Here is a 24,789-nt window from a genome sequence, read left to right as displayed (position 1 = left end):
GGGGTCAATCGCTGTGGCCACCCCGCCAGGAGATATAACCTTTGGGCAGGTTTTCTCGGCCCACATCTATCTCTCGGGTTTGTGCAATGTGACGGAACCGCTTCACCCGTAGGATGAATATTGTATTCGATATGGTCGCCATTTGGTGGGGGAAGCAATGCCAGTACATATCTATGGTGGCTCGGGGGCCGATACTTTGCTCGGCGATGCCGGCGCCAATGATATCCATGGCCGGGGCGGTAACGACCTAATCTACGGCGATGGGTTGAACGGACCCCGTCCGCCGATCTTCCCGGAGCCCTTCCCGGGTCCCGTCATTCGCGCCAACTGGATTGGCGGCGGCGCCGGGAACGACACGGTCTATGCGGGTTACGGCAACGATCATGTCTGGGGCGGCAGCGGCAACGACATGATCCTCGGCTACGGCGCTCTCGCCGGAAAAGACCCCTGGCGAAGCGCCCAGGCCCGGGACAGCGACGGTAGAGACACACTCTATGGTGGCGATGGCCACGACACGCTGATGGGGGGCGGTGGCGACGATCGGCTCTCGGGCGGACGGGACAACGACGTACTGACGGGCGGCGTCGGTGCCGACACGCTGACCGGCGGCAGCGGTCAGGACGTCTTCCGCTTCGGCGGCACCAACAGCCAGGCCAAGCTGCCGGTCTATGACACGACCGGCGACGTGGTGACCGACTTCCGCCGCGGCGAGGACAAGCTGGATCTCACGCCCTTTCTCGAACCCTTCATGACGAGGCCGGCGGTGGATTTTCTCGGCTCCGGCGCCTTCACCGATGCCACCCACACGCAGGTGCGGGCAGCAGTCGAAGGCGGGCAGACGGTGGTCGAAATCTATGTCCCATTCTTCAACGGGATCGGGGCGCCGGAAGGACCCAGCGCCAGCTTCACCCTGAGCGGCGTGCACCAGCTGGTGAAGTCGGATTTCATCCTGGCTTGATGCCACCTCCGGCGCGGGGGCTTGATGGGCACCGCGCCCCCGGGCTTGATGGCGGGCAACGAACTGGAGGACGGCCCGCCATGCGCCAACTGAGGATCGCCGCCATCGGCGGCGACGGTATCGGCCCCGAGGTGATCGAGGCCGGCTGCCGCGTGCTGGAGGCGACGGCCCGGGCCGATGGCGGCTTCGCCTGCGAGTTCCAGGGCTTCGACTGGGGCAGCGCGATGTACCGCGCGAGCGGGCGGATGATGCCGGAGGACGGGCTTCGCCAGCTCGAAGGCTTCGACGCGATCTTCTTCGGTGCGGTCGGAGCGCCGGATATCCCGGACCACCTCACCCTCTGGGAGCTACGGCTGGCCATCTGCCAGGGCTTCGACCAGTACGCCAATGTCCGGCCGACACGGCTGCTGCCCGGCATCCAGGGGCCGCTGCGGGAGGAGCTGGGACGGCAAATCGATTGGGTGATCGTGCGGGAGAATTCCGAGGGCGAGTATGCCGGCGTCGGCGGGAGAGCACATCGCGGCCTGCCGATCGAGGTCGCCATGGATGTCGCCGTCTTCACCCGCGAGGGCGTGGCCCGCATCTGCCGTCAGGCCTGTGAGATCGCCATGAGCCGGCCGCGCCGGCTGCTCACCGTCGTTACCAAGTCCAATGCGCAGCGGCATGGCATGGTGATGTGGGACGAGGTCTGCGCCGAGGTGACGGCGCAATACCCGGACCTCACTGTCGACAAGATGCTGGTCGATGCCATGACGGCACGGATGGTGATGAAGCCGGGGACGATCGACACCGTCGTCGCCACCAACCTGCATGCCGACATCCTCTCCGACCTGGCCTCGGCACTGGCGGGCTCGCTCGGCATCGGGGCGACGGGCAATATCGACCCCTCGCGGCGGCGGCCCTCGATGTTCGAGCCGATCCACGGCTCGGCCTTCGACATCACGGGCAAGGGCATCGCCAACCCGCTCGGCGCCTTCTGGACGGCGGCGATGCTGCTCGAGCATTGCGGCGAGCCGCGTGCGGCAGGGCGGCTGATGGCGGCGGTGGAGGCGGTCACCGGACGCGGGGCGGTGATGACGCCCGATCTCGGCGGCAAGGCGACGACCGCCGAGGTCACGGAGGCGGTGATCGCGGCGCTGGCGGGGGCGAATGCCTGAGCGGCACCGCCCCTGGCGCAGGCGCTACCGGACGGTGTAGTTGGTCAGCGAGCAGGCGTTCACGTTGCGCCGCTCCTGCGCCTGGCCGCCGGCGAAGACGATGCGGATGTCATAGGTGCATTCGCCCTGCGGCAGGCGGACGGCGAAGGTCGCGCCCGGCTGCACCACGTCGTCGCCCAGCCGGTCCGGGCCCCAGTTCTGCTGGGAGGAGGGCGAGGCGTAGAATTCCTCGATCACCCGGCCGCTCTGGTTGACGAGGTTGAAGGAGGGATTGCCCTGCTGGGTGCTACCCTGCTGCTGGTTGCGCTGGGTACGCGGCGCGGGCCCGGCGGGCTGGCCGAGCACCAAGTCCGTCATGGCGCAGGTGTTGACGTTGCGCCGCTCCTCCGCGGTGCCGCCCTGGTAGACGATGCGGATGTCGAAAGTGCAATTGCCGTCGGCCGGCAGACGGATGATCCAATTGGCGCCCGGCGCGATCACCTGGTCACCCAGCCGGTCCTGCCCCCAGCTCCTCTCATTGGTCGGCGAGGCATAGACCTCGTTCACCACATTCGGCGTATTGTTGACGACACGGAAGGAGGGGTCGCTGGACTGTGCCTGGCCGGGCCCGACCCAGGCCATGAACCCCAAGACAGCGACCAGCACCGCACGACGCAACATGCCATCCTCCAGAAAGATCGGGTCCCAGGATAGCCAATCGGTCCAGAGGCGACCATAGGTTGCAACCACAGTGGTCGTACACGGCGGCGTCAATGGATGGTGGATGCTCCCGGACCGGTGCATCGGCGCGTTCTGGTTCCGCGAAAGCCTTCTTGGCTTGTCGTTCGTGCCAGCAGATGTCTGGACAAAGTGCGGCTTGAACGGGGTCTGCGCCAACAGGCTGCGGGTTCGCAGCCGCCGCCGACAGGCAATCGACCGTATACACTCCGGACGGCCGGGCTGCCGTAGATCGAGTGCACGCTCCCTCATGCCGACGGCAGGCTACGCCTGCTATCGGCTGACGCAGCGGCAGGACGTCCTGCGACGATTTCGTACACCATGACGCCAAAGCGGGGAATGACGGAAGCTCCGCCCAACCTCAAGGACGCAATGCTGCACACAGTTCGTTCATCTTGCCGAAGCTGGGTTGCCGCATTGCAGCAGGCAATGACATTGCAGACGTCACCTGCAAAATTGCGAAGGAGCGATCGGCATGAGCGACGCGTCGCTGCAACCGCGCCTGCGCTGGTTTGTCTGCCTCGGTGCCCTGCTCGTACTGCTGGCGCCGCTCTGCATCACCGAATTGCCCCCGCTGCTCGACTACCCGAACCATCTGGCTCGGACCTATGTGCTCGCCTTCGGGCAGGAGGACCCGGTGCTGTCGCGCATCTATGCGCAGGACTGGCAAATCATCCCCAACCTCGCCATCGATGTGGTGCTGACGGGGCTGGTGAAGATCTTGCCCGTCTATGTTGCCGGGCGCGTCATGCTCGGCCTGATCCTTGTGCTCAACTACGCCGCGATCATCCTCTACAGCCGCGCGGTGTTCGGGCGCTGGTCCTGGTGGCCGGTGGCGGCGGCGCTGATGGGCTATCACGCGCTCTTCCTCATGGGCTTCATGAACTACCAGGTGGGGATCGCGCTGGCGATGATCACGGCGGCGGGCTGGCACGTCTTCCGCGAGCGCCATCCCGTCGCGACCGTCATCGCGGCGGCGGTGGCGGCGACCCTCGTCTTCTTCTGCCACATCTTTGGCCTCGTCTTCTGCGCCGTGCTGATCGGCGCGCGCGAGCTTCTGCTGATGTGGGACCACTTGCGCGCGCAGAGCTGGGGGGCGCTGCTGCGGCGGGCCGTGGCGGCGGGGCTCGTCTTCCTGCCCTCGGCCGCGCTCTACCTGAGCGCGCGGCTGGCCAGCGCCGAGGAGGGTTCCGTCACCTGGAACTCGCCTATGAAGAAGCTGACGAACCTCACCGAACCCTTCATGAATTACTACGCCGCCTTCGACAAGTTGACAGCGCTCGCCGTTCTCGGCCTCGTCCTGGCCTGCCTGGCGCTGCGGATGCTGCGGGTGAACCGGGCGAGCCTGCTGGCGGCGATGATCTGCTTCCTCCTCTACCTGGCCATGCCGATGACGCTGAAGGAGGCCTCCTTCATCGACGGGCGCTTCCCGATCATGCTGGGCATGCTGCTCTTCGCCGGCACGCTGCCGATGCTACCGCCACGTCCGGCACGCGTGGTGGGTGTCGCCCTCGCAGCGCTGTTCCTGGTGCGGATGGGCATCCTAGCCTCGGTCTGGTCGGGGCAGGAGCGGGACGTCGTCGATATCCGCCGCAGCATCGAGACGGTGGAGCCGGGCAGCCGCGTGCTGGTGGCCACCGTCGACCCGGGCAGCAACCCGGACTTCTGGCGCCAGCATGGGCGGCGTCTGATCATCGCCGATTTTTGCCGGACCGATCAGCATCTCGGCTCGCTACTGACGATTGAGCGGCATGCCTTCTGGCCGATGGTCTTCACCAACCCCAGCCAGCAACCGCTGCGGGTGCTGCCTCCCTATGATGCGCTCGCCCAGCCGGCCGGCTACCTGCCCGATTACCGGATGCTGGACCCGGCGGCCGAGCCGCCGCCGGATCTCAGGCGGCAGCCCTACCTCACCGACTGGCAGGAGAATTTCGACTACGTGCTGGTGCTGCTGGCCGGCGGCGCCGGGGAGCTGCCTGCCTTCGCCCGGGAACGGCTGGAGCTGGTGACGCATACGCCGATGGCGGCGCTCTACCGCGTGCGGCCACCGGAGCTGTTCGCGGAGCACAGCCCCGGTCATCGCTGAGCCCTCTTCCGCCGGCGGCGCCCCTGGCCTATCCGGCAGGGGCAAGGGAGACGACGATGCGGCGGAGGCAGGTGTTGCAGGGAGCGGGGCTGGTCCTGGCGGGGCCGGCGCTCGCCCAAGGAAGCCGGGCGCGCACGCTGCGCTTCATGCCGCAGGCGGCGCCGGCGGTGCTCGACCCGATCTTCAACCCGACCACCATCGCCACAACGCATGGCTACTGCGTCTTCGACACCCTCTATGGCTGCGACAGTGCGCTCCGGCCGCAGCCGCAGATGGCGGCAGGGCACGAGGTCTCGGCCGATGGGCTGGCCTGGACCATCCGCCTGCGCGAGGGCTTGCGCTTCCATGACGGGGAGCCGGTGCGGGCGCGGGACTGCATCGCCTCGCTGAGGCGCTGGGCGGTGCGGGACGGGTTCGGCCAGGTGCTGGCGGCGGCGGTGGCCGAGTGGTCGGCGCCGGACGATCGGACGCTGCTGATCCGCCTGCACCGGCCCTTCCCGGCGCTGCTCGATGCGCTGGCCAAGCCGGCGGCGAGCCCCGCCTTCATCATGCCGGAGCGGGTAGCGGCGATGCCGGCCGACAAGCCGATCACCGAGATGGTCGGCAGCGGGCCCTGGCGCTTCCTCGCCGACGAATTCAGCCAGGGCGCGAAGGCGGCCTATGCGCGGAACGAGGCCTATGTCCCGCGCGACGAGCCGGCGGAGGCGGCCTCGGGCGGCAAGCGGGTGCATTTCGACCGGCTGGAACTGATCTGGGTCCCGGATGGCGGCACGGCGGCGGCGGCGCTCAGGACCGGGGAGATCGACTGGATCGAGTATCCGCTGCCCGACCTGGTGCCGGTGCTGGACCGGGCGCCGGGCGTCGCCACCCAGATCTACGACCCGAACGGCTTCCTCGGCTTCTTGCGCTTCAATCACCTGCATCCGCCCTTCAGCGATGTTCGGGTACGACGAGCGGTGCGCGAGGCGATGGCGCAGCCGGACTACATGGCATCCGTCGCCCTGCCCGGGGATTGGCGGGACTGCCATGCCGTCTTCCCCTGCGGGCTGCCGCAGGTGCGGGAGTTTGAGGTCTCGCCGGGTGGCCAGCCAGCGATGGAGCGGGCGCGGGCGGCGCTGCGCGAGGCCGGCTATCGCGGCGAGCGGGTGGTTCTCATCAACCCGAGCGACTTCCCGGCCGTCACCCAGCAGGGGCGCGTGACCGCCGACCTGATGCGGCGGCTCGGCGTGAATATCGAGCTGGTGGAGAGCGACTGGGCGACGATCATCGCCCGCCGCGCCAACAAGGCGCCGCCCGAGGCGGGAGGCTGGAACCTGCACAATACGAATTTCCCGGCGGCCGCCATCGCCAACCCGGCGGTCAGCCCGATCATTCGCGGGCATGGCGAGCGGGCCTGGTTCGGCTGGCCGACCGATGCGGCGAGCGAGGCGGCGGTGCAGCGCTGGATTGGCGCCGCCGATGCCGGGGCTCAGGCTGCCGCCATGGCCGATCTCCAGGCCGCGGCCTGGGAGAGCGTGCCCTTCGCCCCAACAGGTCTGTTCCGCCTTCGCACCGCTTTCCGGCGGGAGCTGACGGGGGTGCTGCAGGGGCCGAACCCCTTCCTGTGGAACCTCAGGCGGGGCTGAGGCGCCTCAGCAGGGGTTGGGCAGCAGCGCCAGCTCGCGCATCCGGCCGTTCACGCTGAAATCGCCGAATTCCATCTTCAGCTCGTCGGCGATGCCGTTCTCGTAGTAGCGCAGGCCAACCTCGTAATCCGGAGCGCTGGCGCCCCCGGCATTGCTGCCGGGTGTACGGTCGAAGAAGGCGATGCGCATCCGCGCGCTGCCGAGCGAGGCCAGCGCCGGGAAGCGCTCATTCGCCTGCGGCGTCTGCCAGGCCTGGAGGACTGAGGTGGTGTCTTGCGCGCCATCGGCGCTGGTGCCGTCGAAGAGCGGCACGACCAGCAGCCGCTGCCCGGTGCGGGAGGCGGCAAGCGTGCGGATGGTGTGCAGCATCGGCAGCAGCGTGCCGGGCGGCAGCGCCACCTGCTTCGCCTCCGGGTCGACATAGCGGACCGTGCCGCCCTCTGGCGTCACCTCCGCCTCGCCCGAGATGCGCTGGGAGACGGCGCCCTGCGAGGTCTGGGTAAGGGAGAAGCGGATGTTCCGCCCATCCTTCGTCTCGTAGGTCGAGTAGTCGGAGGTGGTCTCGACCTCCGTCCCGTCCCGGTCGGTGATGGTGAGCTGGAAGCGCTGCCGCGTGGCCCAGCCGTCGCAGGCATCGACCACCTCGTAGAGCATCGCGCCCTCGGCCCGGGCGATGTCGGAATTCTCCCGCACCCGGTCGAGCGTCAGCTGGTAGGCGGCGCGATGGCCAATCATTGCCTCCACCCCCGGCTCCGCGGCGACGGGCGCTACCCAGGCAGCGAGGAGGGCGGCGGCGAGCAGGGGGCGGCGCAGCGGCATCACTCTGTCCTTACGAAGCGACGTGTTGATCTAGGACGCCTTGGGCGCCGCGGCAGCCCCCTTGGCGGGCGGCAGCTCGGGGCGGATGTGCAATTCCTTGAGCCGGGCGGGCTCGACGGTGGAGGGCGAGCCCATCATCAGCTCTTCCCCCTGCTGATTCATGGGGAAGAGGTTGACCTCGCGCAGGTTCGGCTCCTCCGCCAGCAGCATGACGATGCGGTCGATGCCGGCCGCCATGCCACCGTGCGGCGGAGCGCCATAGCGGAAGGCGTTCAACATGCCGCCGAACCGCTCCTCCACCGCCTCGGGCGGATAGCCGGCGATGCCGAAGGCGCGCACCATGATCTCCGCCTTGTGGTTGCGGATAGCGCCCGAGGCCATCTCGTAACCGTTGCAGACGACGTCGTATTGGTAGGCCGGGATGGTCAGCGGGTCCTGCTTCTCCAGCGCCTCCATCTCGCCCTGCGGCATCGAGAAAGGGTTGTGGCTGAAGTCGACCTGCCCGGTCTCCTCGTTCAGCTCGTAGAACGGGAAGTCGGTGATCCAGCAGAAGCGGAAGCCGGTCTTCTCCGAAAGGCCGAGGTCGTGGCCGAGCTTGAGCCGCGCCTGGCCGGCAAGCTTCGCGGCGTCTGCGGCCTTACCGGCGGCGAAGAAGACGGCGTCGCCTGCCTTCAGCCCGCAGGCATCGCGGATCGCCGCGGCGCGGTCGGCCTCGAGGTTGCGGGCGATCGGGCCCTTGGCGCCATCCGCCTCGAAGGTGATGTAGCCGAGGCCGCCGGCGCCCTGCTCGCGGGCCCATTCGTTCATCTTGTCGAAGAAGCTGCGCGGGTTGCCCGCGGCGCCCGGCGCCGGGATAGCGCGGACCACGCCGCCGCTCGCCGCGATCTTGGCAAAGAGCCCGAAGCCGGAGCCGGCGAATTGCTCCGTCACGTCGCGGATGACGAGCGGGTTGCGCAGGTCCGGCTTGTCCGAGCCATAGTCCAGCATCGCCTGGGCATAGGGGATGCGGATCCAGGGGCCGGCATCGACATGGCGGCCTTCGGCGAAGCGCTCGAAGGTGCCGCGGATCACCGGCTCCATCGTGGTGAATACGTCCTCCTGCGTGACGAAGCTCATCTCCACGTCGAGCTGGTAGAACATCAGCGTGCGGTCGGCGCGGCCGGCCTCGTCGCGGAAGCAGGGGGCTATCTGGAAGTAGCGGTCGAAGCCGGCCACCATCGTCAGCTGCTTGTACTGCTGCGGCGCCTGCGGCAGGGCATAGAACTTGCCGGGGTGCAGGCGCGCAGGGACGAGGAAGTCGCGTGCGCCCTCGGGGCTGCTGACGGTCAGTATCGGCGTCTGGAACTCGTTGAAGCCGGTGGCGATCATCCGTTCGCGGATGTCCTGGATGATCTGGGCGCGGAGGATCATGTTCCGTTGCAGCCGCTCCCGCCTGAGGTCGAGGAAGCGGTAGCGCAGCCGCATCTCCTCCGGATACTCCTGCTCCGTCGCGATCTGGAAGGGCAGCACCTCGGCCGTCGACTGCACCGTGAGCTCGCGGACCCGGAGCTCGATCTCGCCGGTGGGGAGCTTGACGTTCACCGTGCCGGGCTCGCGGTTCACCACCTCGCCGGTGACGGTGATGACGCTCTCGGGCCGTAGCCGGTCGGCCGCCTCGAAGACGGGCGAGCCCTGGGCGACCACACACTGGGTGAGGCCGTAATGGTCGCGGAGGTCGAGGAAGAGCAGGCCGCCATGGTCGCGCTTGCGGTGCACCCAGCCGGAGAGGCGGACCGTGCTGCCGGCATCGGTGGCGCGGAGGGCGCCGCAGCTATGGGTGCGGTAGGCATGCATGGGGGTTCGGGACCTGCGCTGGCAATCGGAGCGCCCGTAAGAGGGGGGCGGGGCGGGTCCTGTCAAGCGCGCATGGCTTTCCCCCTGCCCCGCACAGGGCTAGAAGCCTCGAATGAGCCGCCGTTCCGCCGAAACCGAGTCTGTGCCCGCCCTCGTCACGACCTCCGAGGCCCTCGCCGCCCTCTGCGAGCGGCTACGGGGGGAGAGCTTCGTCACCGTCGATACGGAATTCATGCGGGAACGGACCTACTGGCCCGAGCTCTGCGTCGTCCAGCTCGGCGGGGCGCGGGAGACGGCGGTGGTCGATGCCCTCGCCCCCGATCTCGACCTGGCGCCGCTCGGCGCGCTGCTGGCCGATCCGGCGGTGGTGAAGGTCTTCCATGCAGCGCGGCAGGACGTGGAGATCTTCCTGCTGAAATTCGATGCGGTGCCGGCGCCGCTCTTCGACACCCAGGTGGCCGCCATGGTGGCCGGCTTCGGCGACCAGGTGAGCTACGACCAGCTCTGCCGCTCTCTCGCCAATGCCCAGATCGACAAGGCGCATCGCTTCAGCGACTGGTCGGTGCGGCCGCTCTCACCGGCCCAGGTCGCCTATGCGGCGGCCGATGTCACGCATCTCCGCCGCATCTATGTCGCGCTCAGGGAGCGGCTGGAGCGGGAGGAGCGGCTCGACTGGGTGGGCGAGGAGATGGCGGTGCTTACCCGACCGGAGACCTATCGCACCGACCCCGAGACGGCCTGGGAGCGGCTGCGCCCACGCACCGGCAACCGGCGCTTCCTGGGCATACTCCAGGCCGCCGCGGCCTGGCGGGAGCGGGAGGCGCAGCGCATCAACATCCCTCGCCAGCGGCTGGTGAAGGACGAGACGATGCTGGAGCTGGCCGCGACCGCGCCGGAGACGGCGGCCGACCTCGCCCGGGCGCGCGGCATCTCGGAAGGCTTCGCCAAGGGGCGGAGCGGCGCCGGGCTGATCGCCGCGATCAAGGCGGCCAAGGCGCTGCCCGATTCGGCCATGCCGGAGGCGCCGCGGGATCGCGGCGGCCCCTCCCCTTCCCCGGCCCTGATCGCACTGCTGAAGGTGCTGCTGGCCGCCAAGGCGGAGGAGCATCACGTCGCACCGCGGCTCCTGGCCAATAGCGAGGACCTCGACCGGCTGGCGACCGAGGCAGAGCCGGACCTGCCGGCGCTGCATGGCTGGCGGCGGGAGGTCTTCGGCGAGGCGGCGCTGGACCTGAAGGCGGGCCGGCTGGCGGTCGGCGTCGAGGGGCGGCGGATCAAGCTGATCGCCGCCCGCTGAGCTCAGGCGCCGCCGCGCTTCACCGAACCGGTCGGCGCACCGCCCGTCGAGGCGCCGCCGGTGCCAAGGCTGCCAAGTCCGGCCCCCGGGCCGCCGCCCGGCAGGGTGCCGCCGGGGTTGTGGCCCGAGGCGATCCCATGCCCGCCGCTGCCGGTGCCCGAAGGCTGCTGCATCTGCTGCTGCATCTCATCGAGGGCAGGCGTCGCCTTGTCGTCGTCCTTCCTGTCGGTCATGTCGCCTTCTCCGTTGCCACAGGGGGCCAACGTGGCTGGCACGGGGCGGATGCCGAGCCGCAGGCGGATCGAGCGACCGCCTTCAGCCGCCGAGGCCAAGTGCCCGCAGCTGCGCGATGCTCTCCGCCGCCGAGACATGGTGGATGAAGCGCCCGCCCTTCCACTCCCAGCCGGCACGGGCCGAGGCGCGATCGTCCACCAGCACATGGCCGGGGCCGGACCAGCGCGGCTTCTCATGGCTCATGCAGGTGATGATGGGGACATGCGCGCCGAGCACCCGCGCCACCCAGCGGCGCTTCTGCTCGGGCGCCCAGGCGCCGCGCGGCAGGCCGGTGAGGATGGTGGGCTTGAGCGGGGCGCAGAAGCGCCAGAGCGCCTCGGCATCCTGCATCATCTCCAGCGTCTCGAAGAAGCGCGGCGCCTTGGCGAGCGCGGCCCACATGGTCTTCAACGGCAGCGCCTCCGGTCGCTGGCCGGTCACCGCCTCCACGCCGCGGTCGAAATCGGCCAGCACGCCGTCGAGGTCGAGATAGAGCACGGCGTTACCGGCGCATCGCCTCGGCGGCGAGGCGGGCGCATTCGGTGAAGACCTCGAGCGAGTCGAAGGGGCGGTCGATACCATCGGCCGGCAGCACGACCGGATAGCCGCCGCCCTGCAGCACGGCGCCCGGGATCATCAGGTTGTCGGCCAGGCCGAAGCCCTCGACCATCAGGCCGGGCATCGGGTCCGGCACGGCCGCCAGATACTGTCGGCTGCGCTCGGCGAAGGGCGTCGCCGTATTGGAATAGGCAAAGATCGGCTTGCCGCGGCCCAGGAACCAGCCGAGCTCCACCAGCGTCCCCGCATCGGCCGAGGGGCCGCGGAAGGGGGTGAGGTTGGCGATGACGATGTCGCATTCCTCCATCATCGCCACGTCCTTGTCGTAGATGACGCGCCAGAGCCGGTCCTCCGGCAGGGTGCGCAGCGTCTCGACATCCTCGTTCAAGGGCGGGCGGCCGGTGAGGCCGAACCGGGCGCAGATGGCGACCTTGCGGGCCGCATGGGCGGCGGCATCGGGCAGGAAGACGTCGGGCCCGGCGAGATAGGCGGTGATGCTCATGCGCCCGCAGTCAACAGGAGCGGGCGGCGCCTGTCATCAGGGGAAGACACCGAGCAGCCAGGCGGTGCAGAACAGCGCCAGCGCCCAGGCGAGAACGGCGATGCCGAACAGCCTCCACGCATTGCGGGCGGCGCCCTGTTCAAGCAGGCGCTGCAACACCTCGCTGAGGCTCATTCGCACTGGACGCGGCGCGCGCATGGCCACGGCGCGAGGCCGGGCCTGCTGCCAGGCATTGGGGTTCGGGCGGAGCGCCTGGCGCGCCTCCGTCTTCCGTCGATCGAGTATGTCCTGCACCTGTTCGACCGTAGCGTCGTTGCGGACCAGATTTTGTGCGACGCAATCATTCCGTTCCAGTCACTGGCCCGTGCATCGCGGATCGGTGCAATTCCAAGGCGAACTCATTGCCCCCTGGCCAGTTGAGACGGCAGCAACGAAAGGCCCCTGGAATGAGCGACGACGACCGCGACAGGCGCATCCGCGAGCGCGCCTATTTCCTTTGGCTCGGCGATGGCCAGCCGAACGGTCAGGCGGAGGAGTATTGGCACCGCGCCATCGCCGCCGAACAGGACCAGGAGGCGGATGAGGCGAGCAAGGAAAGCTTCCCCGCCAGCGACCCGCCGGCGCATAGCGGCATCACCGGGGTCGGCGGCCCGGCTTGACGCAGCCCACCCCCGCCGCTGCTATGGCGGTGGGGAGGGCCTTCCATGCACTGGACCATCGGCCAGGTCACCGTCACCAAGCTGGTGGAGCTGGAGGCGACGGGCGGCAGCCGCTTCCTGCTGCCCCAGGCGACGCCTGAGGAAGTGCGGAAGATCGATTGGCTGCTGCCGGATTTCGCCGACGAGGCGGGGCGGCTGCGGATGAGCATCCATGCGCTGGTCGTCGAGGCGCCGGGGCGGCGCATCCTGGTCGATACCTGCCTCGGCAACGACAAGCAGGGGCGGAAGATCCCGCACTGGAACGACCGGCAGTCCCGCTTCCTCGAGGAGATGGCGGAGGCCGGCTTCCCACCCGAGAGCATCGACACGGTGCTCTGCACCCACCTGCATGTCGACCATGTCGGCTGGAACACGCGGCTGGTCGAGGGGCGTTGGGTGCCGAGCTTCCCGAACGCGCGTTACCTCTTCGGTCGGCGGGAGTTCGAGCACTGGTCGGCCGGCGCGGGCGGTGAGGCGCAAGCTGCGGTCTTCGCCGATTCCGTTCAACCCATCGTTGAGGCAGGGCTGCACGATCTGGTCGAGGCGGATCACCGCCTGTGCCCCGAGGTGCGGCTGGTGCCGAGCTTCGGCCATACACCGGGGCATGTGAGCGTCGCCATCGAGTCCGGGGGCGAGCGGGGCTTCATCACCGGCGACATTGCTCACCACCCCTGCCAGCTCGCCCGGCCACACTGGAATTCGACGGCGGATGCCGACCCGGCTCAGGCAGAGGCGACGCGCCGCGAGATCTTCGGCGGCATGGCCGGCACGCCGGTGCTGGTGATCGGCACGCATTTCGCCGGGCGCACCGCCGGGCGGGTGGTCCGCGACGCGGAGGGGCTGCGGATGCTCATGTGCTGGTGAGCATCGAAAGCCGCGCCTCCTGGGTCATCGCGGTCACGGCGGTCGTCATCCTCTCCATCTCCTTCGGGGCGCCGCTGCTGGTGGTGGTCGCCTTGCAGCCGATCGCCGCCGATCTCGGCGGTGCGCGCTCGATCCCGGCGCTGGCCTCGTCGCTCGCCTATCTCGGCGCGGGGGCGGGGGGCGTCCTGATGGGGTGGATCGCCGGGCGGACCTCCACGCGGCTGATCGCCATGATCGGGGGCGCGATGGTCTGCGCAGGGCTGGCGCTGGCCTCGGGCGGGGCGGCCTGGCAGCTGGTGCTCGGCTTCGGGCTGCTGGTCGGGCTGCTCGGCAATGGCGCGCTCTTTCCGCCGATGATGACCTATGTGTCGCTCTGGTTCGACCGGCGGCGCGGCACGGCGCTGGCCCTGGTCGCCTCCGGCCAATATGTCGCGGGCGCCCTCTGGCCGGCGCTGCTCGAGCGGTTGATCGCCGCTCATGGCTGGCAGCGGGTGATGCTGGGCTACGGGATCTTCGCGGCCGCCACCATCCTGCCGCTGGCGGCGCTGGTGCTGCGGCCGGCGCCGCAGCCGCTGGCCGGGGCCGCGGCGGAGACCGGGCCGGTCGCCGGGGAGACGGTGCTCGGCCTCCCGCCGAACCTGGCGCTCGGGCTGCTGGCGCTCGCCTCCTTCCTCTGCTGCATCCCGATGGCGATGCCGGCGGCGCATCTCGTCGCCTTCTGCGGCGATCTCGGCATCAGTGCGCAGCAGGGGGCGTGGATGCTCTCCGTGCTGCTCATCGCGGCCTTCCTGGCGCGGCAATTCTGGGGCTGGGTCGCCGACCAGATCGGCGGGCTGAACACGCTGCTCGCCGGCAATCTCTGCCAGACGCTGGGAATGGCGGCCTTCCTCACCACCCAGGACGAGGCCGGGCTGTTCCTCGTCGCCGCCGGCTACGGCCTCGGCTTCAGCGGGATCGTGCCGGCCTATGTGCTGGCGGTGCGGGAGCTCTTCCCGGCCAGCGAGGCGGCCTGGCGGGTGCCGGTGCTGCTCTTCCTCAGCCTCTCCGGCATGGCGGCGGGAGCCTGGCTGGCAGGCGCGCTCTATGACGGCTTCGGCTTCTACGCCATCGCCTGGCAGGTCGGGATCGCCTGCAACCTGGCGGCGCTCGCCCTGCTTGGGGGGCTGGCGCTGCGGCGGAGGCGGGCGCCCCTCCTCAGCCCCGGATGATCTTCCGCATATTGGCCCGCACCCGGCGATGCGAGGGGGCGATGGCGGCGGCCATCACCGCCTCCGCCCCGGCGCCGGAGAGCGCCGCCTGCCCGGCGGCGAAGGCGCCGCTGGTGAAGGCCTTCTGCTTCTCCAGCACATAGCCGGTGAGGCGGGCCTGAGCCTCGGCCGGCTCGGCCCAGAGCTGGGCGCTGCGGAGTGTGAAGACGAAGGCCGTCTGCCAGGCGAAGGCCGCGGCGGTGAAGGGGTTCATGGCCGCGGCCTCCCGATCAAAGCGCCGCCAGGGCGGCTTCGGCCGTGCTCACCTCGAAGGCGCCCGGCGCCTCGACGGCGACATGCGTCACCTTGCCGTCCTTGGCGATGAGGGCGAAGCGCTGGCTGCGGATGCCGAGGCCGCGGGCCGTCAGGTCCAGCTCCAGCCCGAGCTTCTTCGTGAACTCGGCGCTGCCATCGGCGATCATCACCACCTTGTCGCCGACGCCCTGGTCCTTGCCCCAGGCGGCCATGACGAAGGCGTCGTTCACCGCCATGCAGGCGACGACATCGGCGCCCTTGGCGCGCAGCGCGTCGTACTGGGTGACGAAGCCGGGCAGGTGCTTGGCCGAGCAGGTGGGCGTGAAGGCGCCGGGGACGCCGAAGAGCACCACCGTCTTGCCGCCGAACAGCTCCTCCGTCGAGGTCTCCTTCGGGCCTTCGGCCGTGCCTTGCATCAGCTTCGCCGAGGGGATGCTCTCGCCAACCTGAATCGTCATGGGGGGTCCTCTCCTCCGATGGTCCATTCCTGTAATCGCTTCCCCGGCCGCTGTCACGGCAGGGGATGCGGCAGCGCCGGCAGGAGGCGTTTCACCATTCCGCAGGGCCCGGGCAGGCGGCTTGCGTGGCACAGGGGCAGCCGCCATCTTGAAGACATGGCCAAACGTCAACGCACCCGACCGACCGCCCAGGCCAGCCACGAAGAGGGCTATCTGAGCGGCCAGATCCTGGTCGCCATGCCGAACATGCAGGACCCGCGCTTCGCCGGGACCGTGATCTGTCTTTGCGCCCATTCGCCCGAGGGGGCGATGGGCATCATCATCAACAAGCCGATCGAGGGCATGTCCTTCGACGAGCTGCTGAAGCAGCTCGAGCTGGAGCCGGTGCCGCCGCAGCGGCGCATCGCCCTCTGTCAGGGTGGGCCGGTCGAGGGCGGCCGGGGCTTCGTGCTGCACACCAAGGACTGGACCAGCGACGCCTCCCTCCCCGTCGCCGAGGATCTGGCGCTGACCGCGAGCGTCGACATCCTGAAAGCCATCGCCGGCGGCGGCGGGCCGCGCAGCGGCATCCTGGCGCTCGGCTATGCCGGCTGGGGGCCGGGGCAGCTGGAGGACGAGATCCAGGCCAATTCCTGGCTCTCAGTCGATCCGGACGAGGCGCTGCTCTTCGGCGAAGGACATGACGGCAAGTGGCGGCAGGCCATGGCCAAGCTGCGGGTCGATCCGCTGCTGCTCTCGGGGGCGGCGGGGCACGCATAACTCCCCACGATGCCGCTGCGCGGGGGCCCCGGCTCCGCCCCATCTCTGAGATTTCGGCACGCCTGCCGCGGCAAGGCCGCGACAGGCCATGGTAGTCAGGCCTTCAGCCGGCGCGAGGCGCGCAACGCCCAGAGCGTCGCCAGGGCCGAGACCAGCATCCAGACGCCGGTGGCGAGGCCATTGCCCGTCTCGGTCACGCCGCAGAACACCGTCATCAGCGCCCCGCAGCCCATCTGCGCCGCGCCGATCAGGCCGGAGGCGGTGCCGGCCAGGTTCGGCCGCACGCTGATGGCGCAGGCGATGGCGTTCGGCTGGGTCATGCCGTTGCCGAAGGCGGCGACCGCCATCGGCAGGAAGACCAGCGCGATATGCCCTGGCGCCAGCAGCGGCAGCAGCACCGCGAGCGTGCCGCCCGCCAGCATCACGGCCGTGCCGAGCGCCATCATCCGCACCATGCCGACCCGCTGCGTCAGCCGCGCCGCGGTGAAGGTGCCGGAGCTCCAGGCAAAGGGCGTCGTCATCATCGCCACGGCATAGGCGGTGGAGCTGTAGCCGAGCCCCTTGATGACGGTCAGTGGCGCCCCGCCGGCGAAGGCGAAGAACATCCCCGTGGCGAAGGCGGTGATGCCGCAATAGGCGCGGAAGGCGGGCAGCCGCAGCAGCGCGGCATAGGCGCCGAGCAGGCCGGCGAGGCCGGGCAGCGGCGCAGGCTCGGCCAGCGTCTCCGGCAGGCGGAGGCGGATGGCGGCCAGCAGCGGCAGGCCGAAGACGAGGCAGGCGAGCATGCTGGCCCGCCAGCCGAACTGCGCCTCGAGCAGGCTGCCGAGCAGCGGGCCGATCATCGGCGCGATGGCCATGGCCGAGCTGACGATGCCGAGGCGGCTGGCGGCCTCCTCGCGCGGATAGGCGTCGCGGATCATGGCGCGGCCGAGCACGAGGCCGGCGCAGCCGCCGATGGCCTGCACCACGCGGGCCAGGATCAGCGCATGGATGGAGGGCGCCAGCGCCGCGCCGAGGCTGCCGAGGCAATAGAGCACCAGCCCGGCCAGCAGCAGCGGCTTCCGCCCGTATCGGTCCGAGAGCGGGCCGTAGACCAGTTGCGCCCCCGCCACCCCGACCAGGTAGAGCGTCAGGCTGAGCTGGGCGAGGCCGTAGCTGGAGGCCAGCGCCTCCGCCAGGGCCGGCAGGCTCGGGATGAGAATCTGCATGGTGAAGGGGCCGATGCCCGTCATCGCCACCAGCAGCAGCATGGACGGGACCGGCCGCCGGGGCGGGGCTTTGGCGGCGGGGGAAAGGTTGCCCTCTGGGATGTCGCGCGGGCTCACCCGGCCCTTCTAGGCGCCACCGCCGCCGCTGCCCAGGGCGAGGGACGCACAATTACGCCAATGCGCGGGCCAGTTCCCGCGCCGCCCAGCGCAGGCTGCCCGGCTCATGCCCGGAAAAACCGAGCATCAGCGCCTGAATCGGCGGGGCCGCGAGGAACATAGGGCTCACCGGCCGGGCGATGACGCCGCGCCGCGCCGCCGCCTCGGCCACCGCCTGGTCGGCGAGGCCGGGGCGGAGGCGGGCGAGGAGCTTCATGCCCTGGTCCGGCACCTCCACCTCCAGCATGTCGGCCAAGTGCTCGCGCAGCGCCGTCACCAGCGCGTCCCGCGTGCCGCGGTAGTGCTGGCGCATCCGCCGCAGATGCTGGGCAAAATGCCCCTCCTCGATGAAATCGGTGACGACGCCCTCCTGCAGCGCGGCGGGGTGCCAGTCGCTCAGCAGCCTGACGGAGCGCACGGCCTCCAGCAAGGCGGGCGGCAGCACGGCATAGCCCAGCCGCAATCCGGGGAAGAGCACCTTGCTGAAGGTGCCGACATAGATGACCCGCCCCGCCGCATCGATGCCCTGGAGCGAGGCGAGCGGGCGGCCGGCATAGCGGAACTCGCTGTCGTAGTCGTCCTCCAGCAGCCAGGCGCCAGCGCGGTGGGCCCAGGCCAGCAGCTCCATTCGCCGCGCCATGGAGAGCACCACGCCGAGCGGGTATTGCGAGGAGGGCGTCACATAGGCGAGCCGCGCCTCGGGCGCCGCGGCGATGCCGGCCGCCACGTCCATCCCCTGCGCATCGACCGGCACGGGCACGATGCGCGCCCCGGCAGCCGCCAGCGCCGCGCGAACCGCCGGGTAGCCGGGGTCCTCGAACCAGGCGGCGTCGCCCGGCCGCAGCAGCACGCGCAGCACCAGATCGATCGCCTGCTGCGCACCCGCCGTCACCACCACCTGCTCCGGCTCGCAGCGCACGGCGCGCGCAGCGCGGAGGTAGCGGGCGATGGCGCCGCGCAGCGCGGCCGAGCCGCTCGGGTCGGCATAGCCGAGCAGCGCAGGGTCGGGCCGCGCCAGGCGCCGGGAGGTCAGGCTGCGCCAGACCTGGAGCGTCCGGTCGTCCAGCGTGCAGCGGCCGGTGTTGAAGGGAGCGGCGCCGTACTGCCCGGCATGGGGGACGACAGGTGGCGGGGGCGGTGCGGCGGGCGGCGGCAGGTCCAGCGGCTCCGGCAGGTCGCGAGAGACGAAGCTGCCGGCGCCGACCCGCCCCTCGATGAAGCCCTCGGCGAGCAGCTGCTCATAGGCCGCGACCACTGAGTTGCGGGCGATGCCGAGCCGCGCCGCCAGCGCCCGCGTCGGCGGCAGGCGGCCGCCCGCCGGGATGGCGCCCGAAAGGATCGCTCGGCGCAAGCCGAGATAGACCTGGCGCAGCACCGGCTCCGGCCCGGCGCGGTCGATCGGGATCAGCAGCAGATCGGCTTCCATGGAATTGGACCAGCCCCAGGGCGCTCGATTGGCCCTCACGGGGGACCAATCCGATCTGTCATATGCACCCATCGACCCGTGCGAGAGAAGACCGATGCCCGACACCGCCTACCCCGTCACGCCCCGCAACCGGGTGAAGCGCCTGCATGAGCGCGGCCGCTACGACCACGAGACGGTGCATGCCATCCTCGACGCGGCGATGATCTGCCACATCGCCTATGTCATCGACGGCCAGCCCTACTGCACGCCGACCGCCTTCTGGCGCGAGGGCGATCACCTCTACTGGCACGGCTCCTCGGCCAGCCGGATGCTGCGCACGCAGAAGCCCGGCATCCCGGTCTGCCTGACGGTGACGCATCTCGACAGCCTCGTCCTCGCCCGCTGCGGCTTTAACCACTCGGTCGATTACCGCTCGGCCATGTGCTTCGGCACGGCGCATATCGTGGACGACCTCGACGAGAAGGCGAAGGCGCTCGACGTGATGATCGACCGCTTCTACCCCGGCCGGAATGCCGAGCTTCGCCCCAGCACCACGCAGGAGCTGAAGGCTACCATGGTCATCGGCATGACCATCGAGGAGGCGAGCGGGAAGATCCGCGCCAAGGGCGTCGGCGACGAGGAGGAGGACTATGCTCTCCCCATCTACGCCGCCCGCTTCCCGGTGACGCAGGTGATCGGCGCCGCGGAGCCCTGCCCGCGCATGCCAGAGGGCGTCCCCTACCCGCCGGGTTTGGCAGGTTTCATGCCCGGTCGTAGGCTCGACGAGATCATGACCGAGAGCTACCGGACGACCTATGGCCCAGGACAAGGCGACGACTGAACTGGCGACCGCCTCGGCGGTCACGATGGCGGCGATGGTGCGCGAGCGGCGCGCCTCGCCCGTCGAGATCACCGAGGCGGTGCTCGCCCGCATCGCAGCGAAGGAGCCCGCGCTCAACGCCTTCGTCGCGCTGGATGCCGAGGGAGCCCGCGCCGCGGCACGCGAGGCGGAGGCGGCGGTGATGCGCGGCGGGGTGCTTGGGCCGCTGCATGGCGTGCCCGTCACCATCAAGGATGTCCAGGCGGTGAAGGGCCTGCCCACCCGGCGCGGCTCCCGCCTCTCCGACCCCAGCCCCGCCGCCGCCGACGCCCCGCTGGTGGCGCGGCTGCGCGAGGCGGGCGCCATCATCCTCGGCAAGACCACCAGCACCGAGCAGGGCTGGACCGCCGTCAGCCACAACCCGCTGACCGGAGCGACGCACAACCCGTGGCAGCATGGGATGACGGCCGGCGGCTCCTCCTCCGGCGCCGCGGCGCTGGCCGGCGCCGGTTGCGGGCCGCTGCATCTCGGCACCGATGGGGCGGGCTCCATCCGACTGCCGGCGCATTTCTGCGGCGTCGTCGGCTTCAAGCCGACCTATGGCCGGGTGCCCTATGTGCCGGTGCCGAACAACGGCGCGCTTTCCCATGCCGGGCCCATCGCCCGCAGCGTGGAGGATGCGGCGTTGATGTTTTCCGTCATCGCTGGGCCGCATGCCCTCGACCACACGACGCTGCCCGACCGCTTCCCGCCCGAGGTGGCGCCGGGCGGGTTGCGGGGGCTGCGCATCGCCTGGAGCTCCGATCTCGGGCATGCCCGGGTCGATCCGGAAATCGCCGCCCTCACGGCCCAGGCGGTACGCGCGCTGGAGGCGGGCGGCGCGCTCGTCGAGGAAGTGACGCCACCCTGGGGCCCGGAAGGGCCGGGGCTGGAGCGCGACCTCTGGGGCGGCGCCATGCGGCCCTTCCTCGCCGCCGACGACAAGGCCGCGGCCGAGATGGACCCCGGCCTCGTCGCCTGCACCGAGGCCTATCGCCACCTGAGCTTCGCCGAGGCGCATGCGGCACAGACCCGCCGCTTTGCCTATGCCGGCCGGGTCAACGCCTGGTTCGAGGAAGCGGGCTTCGACCTGCTGGCGACGCCCGCCGCCTCAGTCGCCGCCTTCCCGGTCGGGATGCAGCGGCCGCCGCACTGGCCGGCGCATGACTGGGACTGGCTGGTCTGGGCGGAATTCTCTTATCCCTTCGACCTCTCGCACGGGCCGGCCATCTCCGTGCCCTGCGGCGTGACGGAGGCCGGGCTTCCGGTCGGGCTGCAACTGGCCGGGCCGCGGCTGGCGGATGCCCTGGTGCTGCGGGCAGGGGCGGGCTTCCTCGCCACCAGGCCCTTCGAGGTGCTGCCGGCCCGGTAGGCTCGCCCCCGGCCTCAGCCCCGCCTGACGTTCCAGAACAGCGGCAGCCCCTTCAGCATGCCGCTGACATCCTCGCGGTAAGCGGTCGGCTGGTAGAACTGGCCGAGCGGCACATAGGGCACGTCGAGGAAGGCCTGGCGTTGCATCTCCCGGCCGAGGCGGCGGCGGGCCTCGTCATCGGTCGATTGCAGCCACTGGTTCCGCATCTCCTCGAGTTGCGGACTGGTGGACCAGCCGAAGGTCGCCGTCAGGCCGCTGCCGCGGATGAAGTTGTGGGCCGCCGGGTTGAACTGGTTCACTCCCGCCGTATAGGTGCAAAAGGCGTTGTAGCCGCCCTTGTCCGGCAGCTCCCGGTTAGCCTGGCGACGCAGCGCGCTGCCCCAGTCCATCGCCACATAGTCGAGGTTGAGGCCCAGCTTGCGGAAGATGTCGCCCACCACCTCGCTCATCGCATTGATGGCGGGAAAGTCTGTCGGCGCCATTAGCAGCACCTTCTCGCCCTTGTAGCCGGCGGCCTCCAGCGCTCGGCGGGATGCTGCGATGTCGCGCGGGCCGGTCAGCGCCGCCATCCCCTCATCGCTCGCCATGATCGAGCCCGGGGCGAAGAAGCCGACGCCGTTCCGCCAGAGCGAGCGATCATTGCCGGCAACGGCAGTCATCACATCCTCCTGACTGATGGCGCCGAGCACGGCGCGGCGGATGGCCGGGTTGTCGAAGGGCGGATGCAGGTGGTTGAAGCGGAGCATGGCGATGGCCCCGGTCGGGTCCAGCACCTCCACTTTGAGGCCACGGCCGCGCCGCAGCGTCGGCAGCAGGTCGGTCGTCGGCTGCTCCCACCAGTCGATCTCGCCCTGGCGGAGCGCGCCGGCCGCCGTCGTCGCATCCGGCAGAGTCAGCCACTCCACCCGGTCGAGATAGGCGCGCTTCGGGCCGGCGAGCAGGCTCGGCGTGCCGTCGGGGCGCGGCACGTAGCCGTCGAATTTCGCATAGACCGCGCGCGAGCCGGGGACGCGCTCGCTGGCCACGAAGCGGAAGGGGCCGCTGCCGACCATCTCCGAGATAGGCAGCGCCGCGTCCTGGCTCGCCAGCCGCTCCGGCATGATGAAGGCGACATTGGCGCCGACCTTGCCGAGCGCATCCGGCAGCAGCGGGAAGGGCCGCTTCAGCCGCCAGCGGATCACCCGGTCGGAGGGCGCCGTGATCTCCTCCGTCACCGCCATGACGGCAAGGCCGAAGCTGTCGCGCAGCCCCCAGCGCTTCACGCTGGCGACGGCATCCCGCGCCCGCACCGGTTCCCCGTCATGGAAGCGCAGGCCCTCGCGCAGCGTCATGGTCCAGGTAAGGCCGTCATCCTCGATGGTGTGGCCCGCGACCATCTGCGGCTGCGCCCGGTACTGCTCGTCCCAGCCATAGAGGGTGTCGAAGACGAGGAAGGCGTGGTTGCGAGTGACGAAGCCCGTGGTGACGATGGGGTCGAGAATGGCGAGGTCGGCCTGCGGGGCGAAGCGCAGCAGCTTCTGGCCGGACTGCGCGCCGGCCAAGCGCGGTGCCGCAAGGGTGAGGGCCGAAGCCTGAAGGAGCCTGCGCCGTCCGATCATTCCGTGACCTCCCGCTGCCAACCGGGGCAGCATAGGCCGGAATGACGCCAGGGCTACCAGCGCAGCGCGCGGATGGCGGCGATGGGGTCCACGCCCTCGGCCAGCGCCACCTGCCGCAGCCGCTCCGGGTCCGGGTTGTCGCCATGGGCGTGGGCGGCGAGGCCGGTCATCGCCCAGAGCGCGTCCATCCCCGCCGCCGCGGCCCCGGCGAGGTCTGTATGCGGCGTGTCGCCGATCGCCAGCACGCGGCGCCGGTCGGCAAGGCCGAGGAGCTCCATCACCGGGTCGTAGACGGCCGGGTCCGGCTTGCCGACCTCGAAGACCGGGCAACCGAGTTCCAGGTAGATGTCGGCGAGCGCGCCGGCGCAGATCAGCCGGTCCTCGCCCACCATGACGAAGCGGTCCGGGTTGACGCAGACCATGGGAAGGCGATGGGCGGCGGCGGCCTCCAGCGCGGGGCGATAGGGAGCGGGGTCGGCCGAGCCGCGCTCCGGGTCGGGGCCGGTATTCAGCAGGAAATCGGCCCCGGCCGGGTCGGCGACCGGCTCGGCGACGCCCTCCTCGATCACCGAAAGGTCCTTCTCCGGGCCGATATGAAAAGCGCGGCGTCCCAGTGGGGCGAAGAAGGGATGGGTGCGCTCCTTCAGCATCCACCAGGCGATCTCGCCCGAAGACATGATGCCGTCATAGAGCGCGCGGTCGAGGTCCATCCGGTCCAGCATCTCCTGGACGAACCAGGCGCGGCGCGGCGCATTGGTCAGGAAGACGATGCGCTTCCCGCGTTTCTTCAGCTCGCCCAGCGCCTCGGGCACGCCGGGATAGAGGCGCTTGCCGTTGTGCACGACGCCCCAGAGGTCGAGGACGTAGCCGTCATAGCGCTCCGCCAGCGGGGCGATGCCGTCGAGGATGTCCATCTCGCTCTTCCTTCAGGCCGCGATGCCGACCGCTTCGGCGACGCTGGTGAAACCGTCCCGCCGCAGCAGCGCGGCGAGGTCACGGAGGATCTCCGGCACCAGCGCGGGGCCGGCATAGGCGAAGGCGGTGTAGAGCTGAACGAGGCTGGCACCGGCCCTGATCTTCGCCAGCGCATCCGCGCCGCTGGCGATGCCACCGACGCCGATCAGCGTCAGCCGTCCCTGGGCGATCCAGTGGCAATGCCGCAGCACCTCGGTCGCCCGGTCACGCAGCGGCGCGCCGGAGAGGCCACCCGCCTCTCCGCGATAGGCCGAGCGCAGGCTCTCCGGCCGGGCGATCGTCGTGTTGGAGACGATGAGGCCGGCGACGCCCTGGGCGATGCAGGTCTCGATGATCGGGCCGAGCGCATTCTCCGAAAGGTCCGGGGCGATCTTCACCAGGACCGGCGGCCCCTCGATGGCGGCGATGCCGGCGAGGATCTGCGCCAGCCGCTCCTCCCCCTGCAGGTCGCGGAGGCCCGGGGTGTTGGGCGAGGAGACGTTGACGGTGACGTAGTCGGCAAGCCCCGCCAGCGCCCGGTAGAGCGTCGGGTAGTCCCTGGCCGGGTCAGCGCCCTCCTTGTTCACCCCGATATTGGCGCCGAACACCGCGGGCAACGGCCGCGGCAGGGCGCGGAGCCGGGCGAGATAGGCCTCCACCCCGCCATTGTTGAAGCCCATGCGGTTGATGACGGCCGCGTCCTCGGCGAGGCGGAAGAGGCGTGGCCTCGGGTTGCCCGGCTGCGGCCGCGGCGTGACCGTGCCGGCCTCGACGAAGCCGAAGCCGAGGCGCATCAGCGGCAGCACCGCCACCGCATCCTTGTCGAAGCCGGCGGCCAGGCCGAGGGGGTTGGCGAAGCGGAGGCCGAGCGCCTCGGTCGCCAGGATCGGGTCGGCCGCCGCCTCGGTCCGGCCGGCAAGGCCCGCCGACAGGGCCTTCAGGGCCAGGCCATGCGCCGTCTCGGCATCGAGGCGGCGGAGCAAAGGGGTGGCAAGGGAGGCGAGACGCGGTGTCATGGCGCCGCTGTGTGCCCGAGCCGGTGCGGGTTGGGAAGCGCGGTTGACGCCCTGATGTTGACGCCCTGGGCGCCGCCCGCGACAACCTTCACGGGAAAAGCCCGGGAGGAAGGCG

The 24,789-nt window shown here is 70.4% G+C and carries 25 protein-coding genes; 11 read left to right on the top strand and 14 right to left on the bottom strand.

Going from position 1 to position 24,789, the window contains the following annotated elements:
- Positions 1 to 157: 157 nt before the first annotated feature.
- Both EP26_RS31860 and EP26_RS10930 read left to right on the top strand, forming a co-directional pair.
- Positions 158 to 958, top strand: coding sequence for a calcium-binding protein (locus EP26_RS31860; protein WP_052389044.1), 801 nt, complete (start codon positions 158 to 160; stop codon positions 956 to 958).
- A gap of 80 nt (positions 959 to 1,038) precedes the next feature.
- Positions 1,039 to 2,115 carry a tartrate dehydrogenase gene (locus EP26_RS10930; RefSeq protein ID WP_043338517.1) on the top strand — a complete coding sequence of 359 codons (1,077 nt, stop codon included), beginning with the start codon at positions 1,039 to 1,041 and terminating at the stop codon, positions 2,113 to 2,115.
- Between the two features lie 24 nt (positions 2,116 to 2,139).
- On the opposite strand, the gene EP26_RS10925 is transcribed toward EP26_RS10930, so the two are convergent.
- Positions 2,140 to 2,775, bottom strand: a complete 636-nt coding sequence (locus EP26_RS10925) for a hypothetical protein (protein ID WP_052389043.1) — start codon at positions 2,773 to 2,775, stop codon at positions 2,140 to 2,142.
- Between the two features lie 532 nt (positions 2,776 to 3,307).
- Here EP26_RS10925 and EP26_RS10920 point away from each other — a divergent pair.
- Together EP26_RS10920 and EP26_RS10915 are read left to right on the top strand one after the other, a co-directional pair.
- Positions 3,308 to 4,918 (top strand): hypothetical protein, encoded by a 1,611-nt coding sequence (locus tag EP26_RS10920; protein WP_043338516.1) that lies wholly within the window; start codon positions 3,308 to 3,310, stop codon positions 4,916 to 4,918.
- A 56-nt stretch (positions 4,919 to 4,974) separates the two neighbouring features.
- The gene (locus tag EP26_RS10915) at positions 4,975 to 6,543 is read left to right on the top strand and encodes an ABC transporter substrate-binding protein (protein WP_043338515.1); all 1,569 of its coding nucleotides are present in this window, start codon (positions 4,975 to 4,977) and stop codon (positions 6,541 to 6,543) included.
- 6 nt (positions 6,544 to 6,549) lie between these two features.
- Here the strand turns inward: EP26_RS10915 and EP26_RS10910 are convergent, their stop codons facing one another.
- Both EP26_RS10910 and aspS read right to left on the bottom strand, forming a co-directional pair.
- Complete coding sequence (locus EP26_RS10910; protein ID WP_043338512.1) at positions 6,550 to 7,362, bottom strand: EipB family protein; 813 nt, start codon at positions 7,360 to 7,362, stop codon at positions 6,550 to 6,552.
- Positions 7,363 to 7,392: 30 nt separating this feature from the next.
- Positions 7,393 to 9,195 (bottom strand): aspartate--tRNA ligase, encoded by a 1,803-nt coding sequence (aspS, locus tag EP26_RS10905; protein WP_043338510.1) that lies wholly within the window; start codon positions 9,193 to 9,195, stop codon positions 7,393 to 7,395.
- Between the two features lie 112 nt (positions 9,196 to 9,307).
- Between aspS and rnd the strand changes: the two genes are divergently transcribed.
- Positions 9,308 to 10,492, top strand: a complete 1,185-nt coding sequence (gene rnd, locus EP26_RS10900; protein WP_043338507.1) for a ribonuclease D — start codon at positions 9,308 to 9,310, stop codon at positions 10,490 to 10,492.
- A gap of 2 nt (positions 10,493 to 10,494) precedes the next feature.
- On the opposite strand, the gene EP26_RS10895 is transcribed toward rnd, so the two are convergent.
- The 4 genes from EP26_RS10895 to EP26_RS10880 all read right to left on the bottom strand — a co-directional run bounded on the left by EP26_RS10895 (position 10,495) and on the right by EP26_RS10880 (position 12,119).
- The gene (locus EP26_RS10895; RefSeq protein WP_043338506.1) at positions 10,495 to 10,725 is read right to left on the bottom strand and encodes a hypothetical protein; all 231 of its coding nucleotides are present in this window, start codon (positions 10,723 to 10,725) and stop codon (positions 10,495 to 10,497) included.
- An 82-nt stretch (positions 10,726 to 10,807) separates the two neighbouring features.
- Positions 10,808 to 11,263 (bottom strand): hypothetical protein, encoded by a 456-nt coding sequence (locus EP26_RS10890; RefSeq protein ID WP_043338505.1) that lies wholly within the window; start codon positions 11,261 to 11,263, stop codon positions 10,808 to 10,810.
- Between the two features lie 4 nt (positions 11,264 to 11,267).
- Positions 11,268 to 11,825: a nucleoside 2-deoxyribosyltransferase gene (locus EP26_RS10885; RefSeq protein ID WP_043338504.1), complete on the bottom strand. Its 558-nt coding sequence runs from the start codon at positions 11,823 to 11,825 to the stop codon at positions 11,268 to 11,270.
- Positions 11,826 to 11,861: 36 nt separating this feature from the next.
- The gene (locus EP26_RS10880; RefSeq protein ID WP_043338503.1) at positions 11,862 to 12,119 is read right to left on the bottom strand and encodes a hypothetical protein; all 258 of its coding nucleotides are present in this window, start codon (positions 12,117 to 12,119) and stop codon (positions 11,862 to 11,864) included.
- Between the two features lie 152 nt (positions 12,120 to 12,271).
- Between EP26_RS10880 and EP26_RS10875 the strand changes: the two genes are divergently transcribed.
- Genes EP26_RS10875 through EP26_RS10865 form a run of 3 tightly spaced genes read left to right on the top strand, consistent with a single transcriptional unit; the run spans position 12,272 to position 14,595 of the window.
- Positions 12,272 to 12,484: a DUF2934 domain-containing protein gene (locus tag EP26_RS10875; protein ID WP_043338502.1), complete on the top strand. Its 213-nt coding sequence runs from the start codon at positions 12,272 to 12,274 to the stop codon at positions 12,482 to 12,484.
- A 45-nt stretch (positions 12,485 to 12,529) separates the two neighbouring features.
- Positions 12,530 to 13,387: an MBL fold metallo-hydrolase gene (locus EP26_RS10870; protein WP_043338501.1), complete on the top strand. Its 858-nt coding sequence runs from the start codon at positions 12,530 to 12,532 to the stop codon at positions 13,385 to 13,387.
- Entirely contained in the window at positions 13,384 to 14,595 is a 1,212-nt protein-coding gene (locus EP26_RS10865) for an MFS transporter (protein WP_169747382.1), read from the top strand. The genes EP26_RS10870 and EP26_RS10865 overlap by 4 nt, the downstream gene beginning before the upstream one ends.
- Here the strand turns inward: EP26_RS10865 and EP26_RS10860 are convergent.
- Complete coding sequence (locus EP26_RS10860) at positions 14,582 to 14,848, bottom strand: hypothetical protein (RefSeq protein ID WP_043338497.1); 267 nt, start codon at positions 14,846 to 14,848, stop codon at positions 14,582 to 14,584. The genes EP26_RS10865 and EP26_RS10860 overlap by 14 nt on opposite strands.
- A gap of 16 nt (positions 14,849 to 14,864) precedes the next feature.
- Complete coding sequence (locus tag EP26_RS10855; protein WP_043338496.1) at positions 14,865 to 15,347, bottom strand: peroxiredoxin; 483 nt, start codon at positions 15,345 to 15,347, stop codon at positions 14,865 to 14,867.
- 156 nt (positions 15,348 to 15,503) lie between these two features.
- Between EP26_RS10855 and EP26_RS10850 the strand changes: the two genes are divergently transcribed.
- Entirely contained in the window at positions 15,504 to 16,106 is a 603-nt protein-coding gene (locus EP26_RS10850; protein ID WP_043338495.1) for a YqgE/AlgH family protein, read from the top strand.
- A 95-nt stretch (positions 16,107 to 16,201) separates the two neighbouring features.
- Here EP26_RS10850 and EP26_RS10845 read toward each other — a convergent pair whose 3' ends face one another.
- Together EP26_RS10845 and pdxR are read right to left on the bottom strand one after the other, a co-directional pair.
- A complete protein-coding gene (locus tag EP26_RS10845; RefSeq protein ID WP_043338493.1) occupies positions 16,202 to 17,431 on the bottom strand; it encodes a multidrug effflux MFS transporter in 1,230 nt (409 codons plus the stop codon).
- A 52-nt stretch (positions 17,432 to 17,483) separates the two neighbouring features.
- Positions 17,484 to 18,896 carry a MocR-like pyridoxine biosynthesis transcription factor PdxR gene (pdxR, locus tag EP26_RS10840; protein ID WP_043338491.1) on the bottom strand — a complete coding sequence of 471 codons (1,413 nt, stop codon included), beginning with the start codon at positions 18,894 to 18,896 and terminating at the stop codon, positions 17,484 to 17,486.
- Positions 18,897 to 18,990: 94 nt separating this feature from the next.
- Between pdxR and EP26_RS10835 the strand changes: the two genes are divergently transcribed.
- Both EP26_RS10835 and EP26_RS10830 read left to right on the top strand, forming a co-directional pair.
- Entirely contained in the window at positions 18,991 to 19,716 is a 726-nt protein-coding gene (locus tag EP26_RS10835; protein ID WP_043338490.1) for a pyridoxamine 5'-phosphate oxidase family protein, read from the top strand.
- A complete protein-coding gene (locus EP26_RS10830) occupies positions 19,691 to 21,106 on the top strand; it encodes an amidase family protein (protein WP_084112458.1) in 1,416 nt (471 codons plus the stop codon). The genes EP26_RS10835 and EP26_RS10830 overlap by 26 nt, the downstream gene beginning before the upstream one ends.
- A 14-nt stretch (positions 21,107 to 21,120) precedes the next feature.
- Here EP26_RS10830 and EP26_RS10825 read toward each other — a convergent pair whose 3' ends face one another.
- The 3 genes from EP26_RS10825 to EP26_RS10815 are packed head-to-tail and all read right to left on the bottom strand — an operon-like array spanning position 21,121 to position 24,674.
- Entirely contained in the window at positions 21,121 to 22,704 is a 1,584-nt protein-coding gene (locus EP26_RS10825; protein ID WP_043338488.1) for an ABC transporter substrate-binding protein, read from the bottom strand.
- 53 nt (positions 22,705 to 22,757) lie between these two features.
- Positions 22,758 to 23,618, bottom strand: coding sequence for a TIGR01459 family HAD-type hydrolase (locus EP26_RS10820; protein WP_043338486.1), 861 nt, complete (start codon positions 23,616 to 23,618; stop codon positions 22,758 to 22,760).
- A gap of 12 nt (positions 23,619 to 23,630) precedes the next feature.
- Entirely contained in the window at positions 23,631 to 24,674 is a 1,044-nt protein-coding gene (locus EP26_RS10815; protein WP_043338484.1) for a quinone-dependent dihydroorotate dehydrogenase, read from the bottom strand.
- Between the last annotated feature and the right edge of the window lie 115 nt (positions 24,675 to 24,789).

The sequence above is a fragment of the Belnapia moabensis DSM 16746 genome (genome assembly GCF_000745835.1).
Taxonomy (GTDB): Bacteria; Pseudomonadota; Alphaproteobacteria; order Acetobacterales; family Acetobacteraceae; genus Belnapia; species Belnapia moabensis.
This window is presented reverse-complemented; position numbering and strand designations above follow the sequence as displayed.

What these genes read in the sequence shown, in the direction of transcription:
- EP26_RS31860 (WP_052389044.1), top strand. Translation starts at nt 158, where the DNA reads ATGCCAGTACATATCTATGGTGGCTCGGGGGCCGATACTTTGCTCGGC.
- EP26_RS10930 (WP_043338517.1), top strand. Translation starts at nt 1,039, where the DNA reads ATGCGCCAACTGAGGATCGCCGCCATCGGCGGCGACGGTATCGGCCCC.
- EP26_RS10925 (WP_052389043.1), bottom strand. Translation starts at nt 2,775, where the DNA reads ATGTTGCGTCGTGCGGTGCTGGTCGCTGTCTTGGGGTTCATGGCCTGG.
- EP26_RS10920 (WP_043338516.1), top strand. Translation starts at nt 3,308, where the DNA reads ATGAGCGACGCGTCGCTGCAACCGCGCCTGCGCTGGTTTGTCTGCCTC.
- EP26_RS10915 (WP_043338515.1), top strand. Translation starts at nt 4,975, where the DNA reads ATGCGGCGGAGGCAGGTGTTGCAGGGAGCGGGGCTGGTCCTGGCGGGG.
- EP26_RS10910 (WP_043338512.1), bottom strand. Translation starts at nt 7,362, where the DNA reads ATGCCGCTGCGCCGCCCCCTGCTCGCCGCCGCCCTCCTCGCTGCCTGG.
- aspS (WP_043338510.1), bottom strand. Translation starts at nt 9,195, where the DNA reads ATGCATGCCTACCGCACCCATAGCTGCGGCGCCCTCCGCGCCACCGAT.
- rnd (WP_043338507.1), top strand. Translation starts at nt 9,308, where the DNA reads ATGAGCCGCCGTTCCGCCGAAACCGAGTCTGTGCCCGCCCTCGTCACG.
- EP26_RS10895 (WP_043338506.1), bottom strand. Translation starts at nt 10,725, where the DNA reads ATGACCGACAGGAAGGACGACGACAAGGCGACGCCTGCCCTCGATGAG.
- EP26_RS10885 (WP_043338504.1), bottom strand. Translation starts at nt 11,825, where the DNA reads ATGAGCATCACCGCCTATCTCGCCGGGCCCGACGTCTTCCTGCCCGAT.
- EP26_RS10875 (WP_043338502.1), top strand. Translation starts at nt 12,272, where the DNA reads ATGAGCGACGACGACCGCGACAGGCGCATCCGCGAGCGCGCCTATTTC.
- EP26_RS10870 (WP_043338501.1), top strand. Translation starts at nt 12,530, where the DNA reads ATGCACTGGACCATCGGCCAGGTCACCGTCACCAAGCTGGTGGAGCTG.
- EP26_RS10860 (WP_043338497.1), bottom strand. Translation starts at nt 14,848, where the DNA reads ATGAACCCCTTCACCGCCGCGGCCTTCGCCTGGCAGACGGCCTTCGTC.
- EP26_RS10855 (WP_043338496.1), bottom strand. Translation starts at nt 15,347, where the DNA reads ATGACGATTCAGGTTGGCGAGAGCATCCCCTCGGCGAAGCTGATGCAA.
- EP26_RS10850 (WP_043338495.1), top strand. Translation starts at nt 15,504, where the DNA reads ATGGCCAAACGTCAACGCACCCGACCGACCGCCCAGGCCAGCCACGAA.
- pdxR (WP_043338491.1), bottom strand. Translation starts at nt 18,896, where the DNA reads ATGGAAGCCGATCTGCTGCTGATCCCGATCGACCGCGCCGGGCCGGAG.
- EP26_RS10835 (WP_043338490.1), top strand. Translation starts at nt 18,991, where the DNA reads ATGCCCGACACCGCCTACCCCGTCACGCCCCGCAACCGGGTGAAGCGC.
- EP26_RS10830 (WP_084112458.1), top strand. Translation starts at nt 19,691, where the DNA reads ATGGCCCAGGACAAGGCGACGACTGAACTGGCGACCGCCTCGGCGGTC.
- EP26_RS10825 (WP_043338488.1), bottom strand. Translation starts at nt 22,704, where the DNA reads ATGATCGGACGGCGCAGGCTCCTTCAGGCTTCGGCCCTCACCCTTGCG.
- EP26_RS10820 (WP_043338486.1), bottom strand. Translation starts at nt 23,618, where the DNA reads ATGGACATCCTCGACGGCATCGCCCCGCTGGCGGAGCGCTATGACGGC.
- EP26_RS10815 (WP_043338484.1), bottom strand. Translation starts at nt 24,674, where the DNA reads ATGACACCGCGTCTCGCCTCCCTTGCCACCCCTTTGCTCCGCCGCCTC.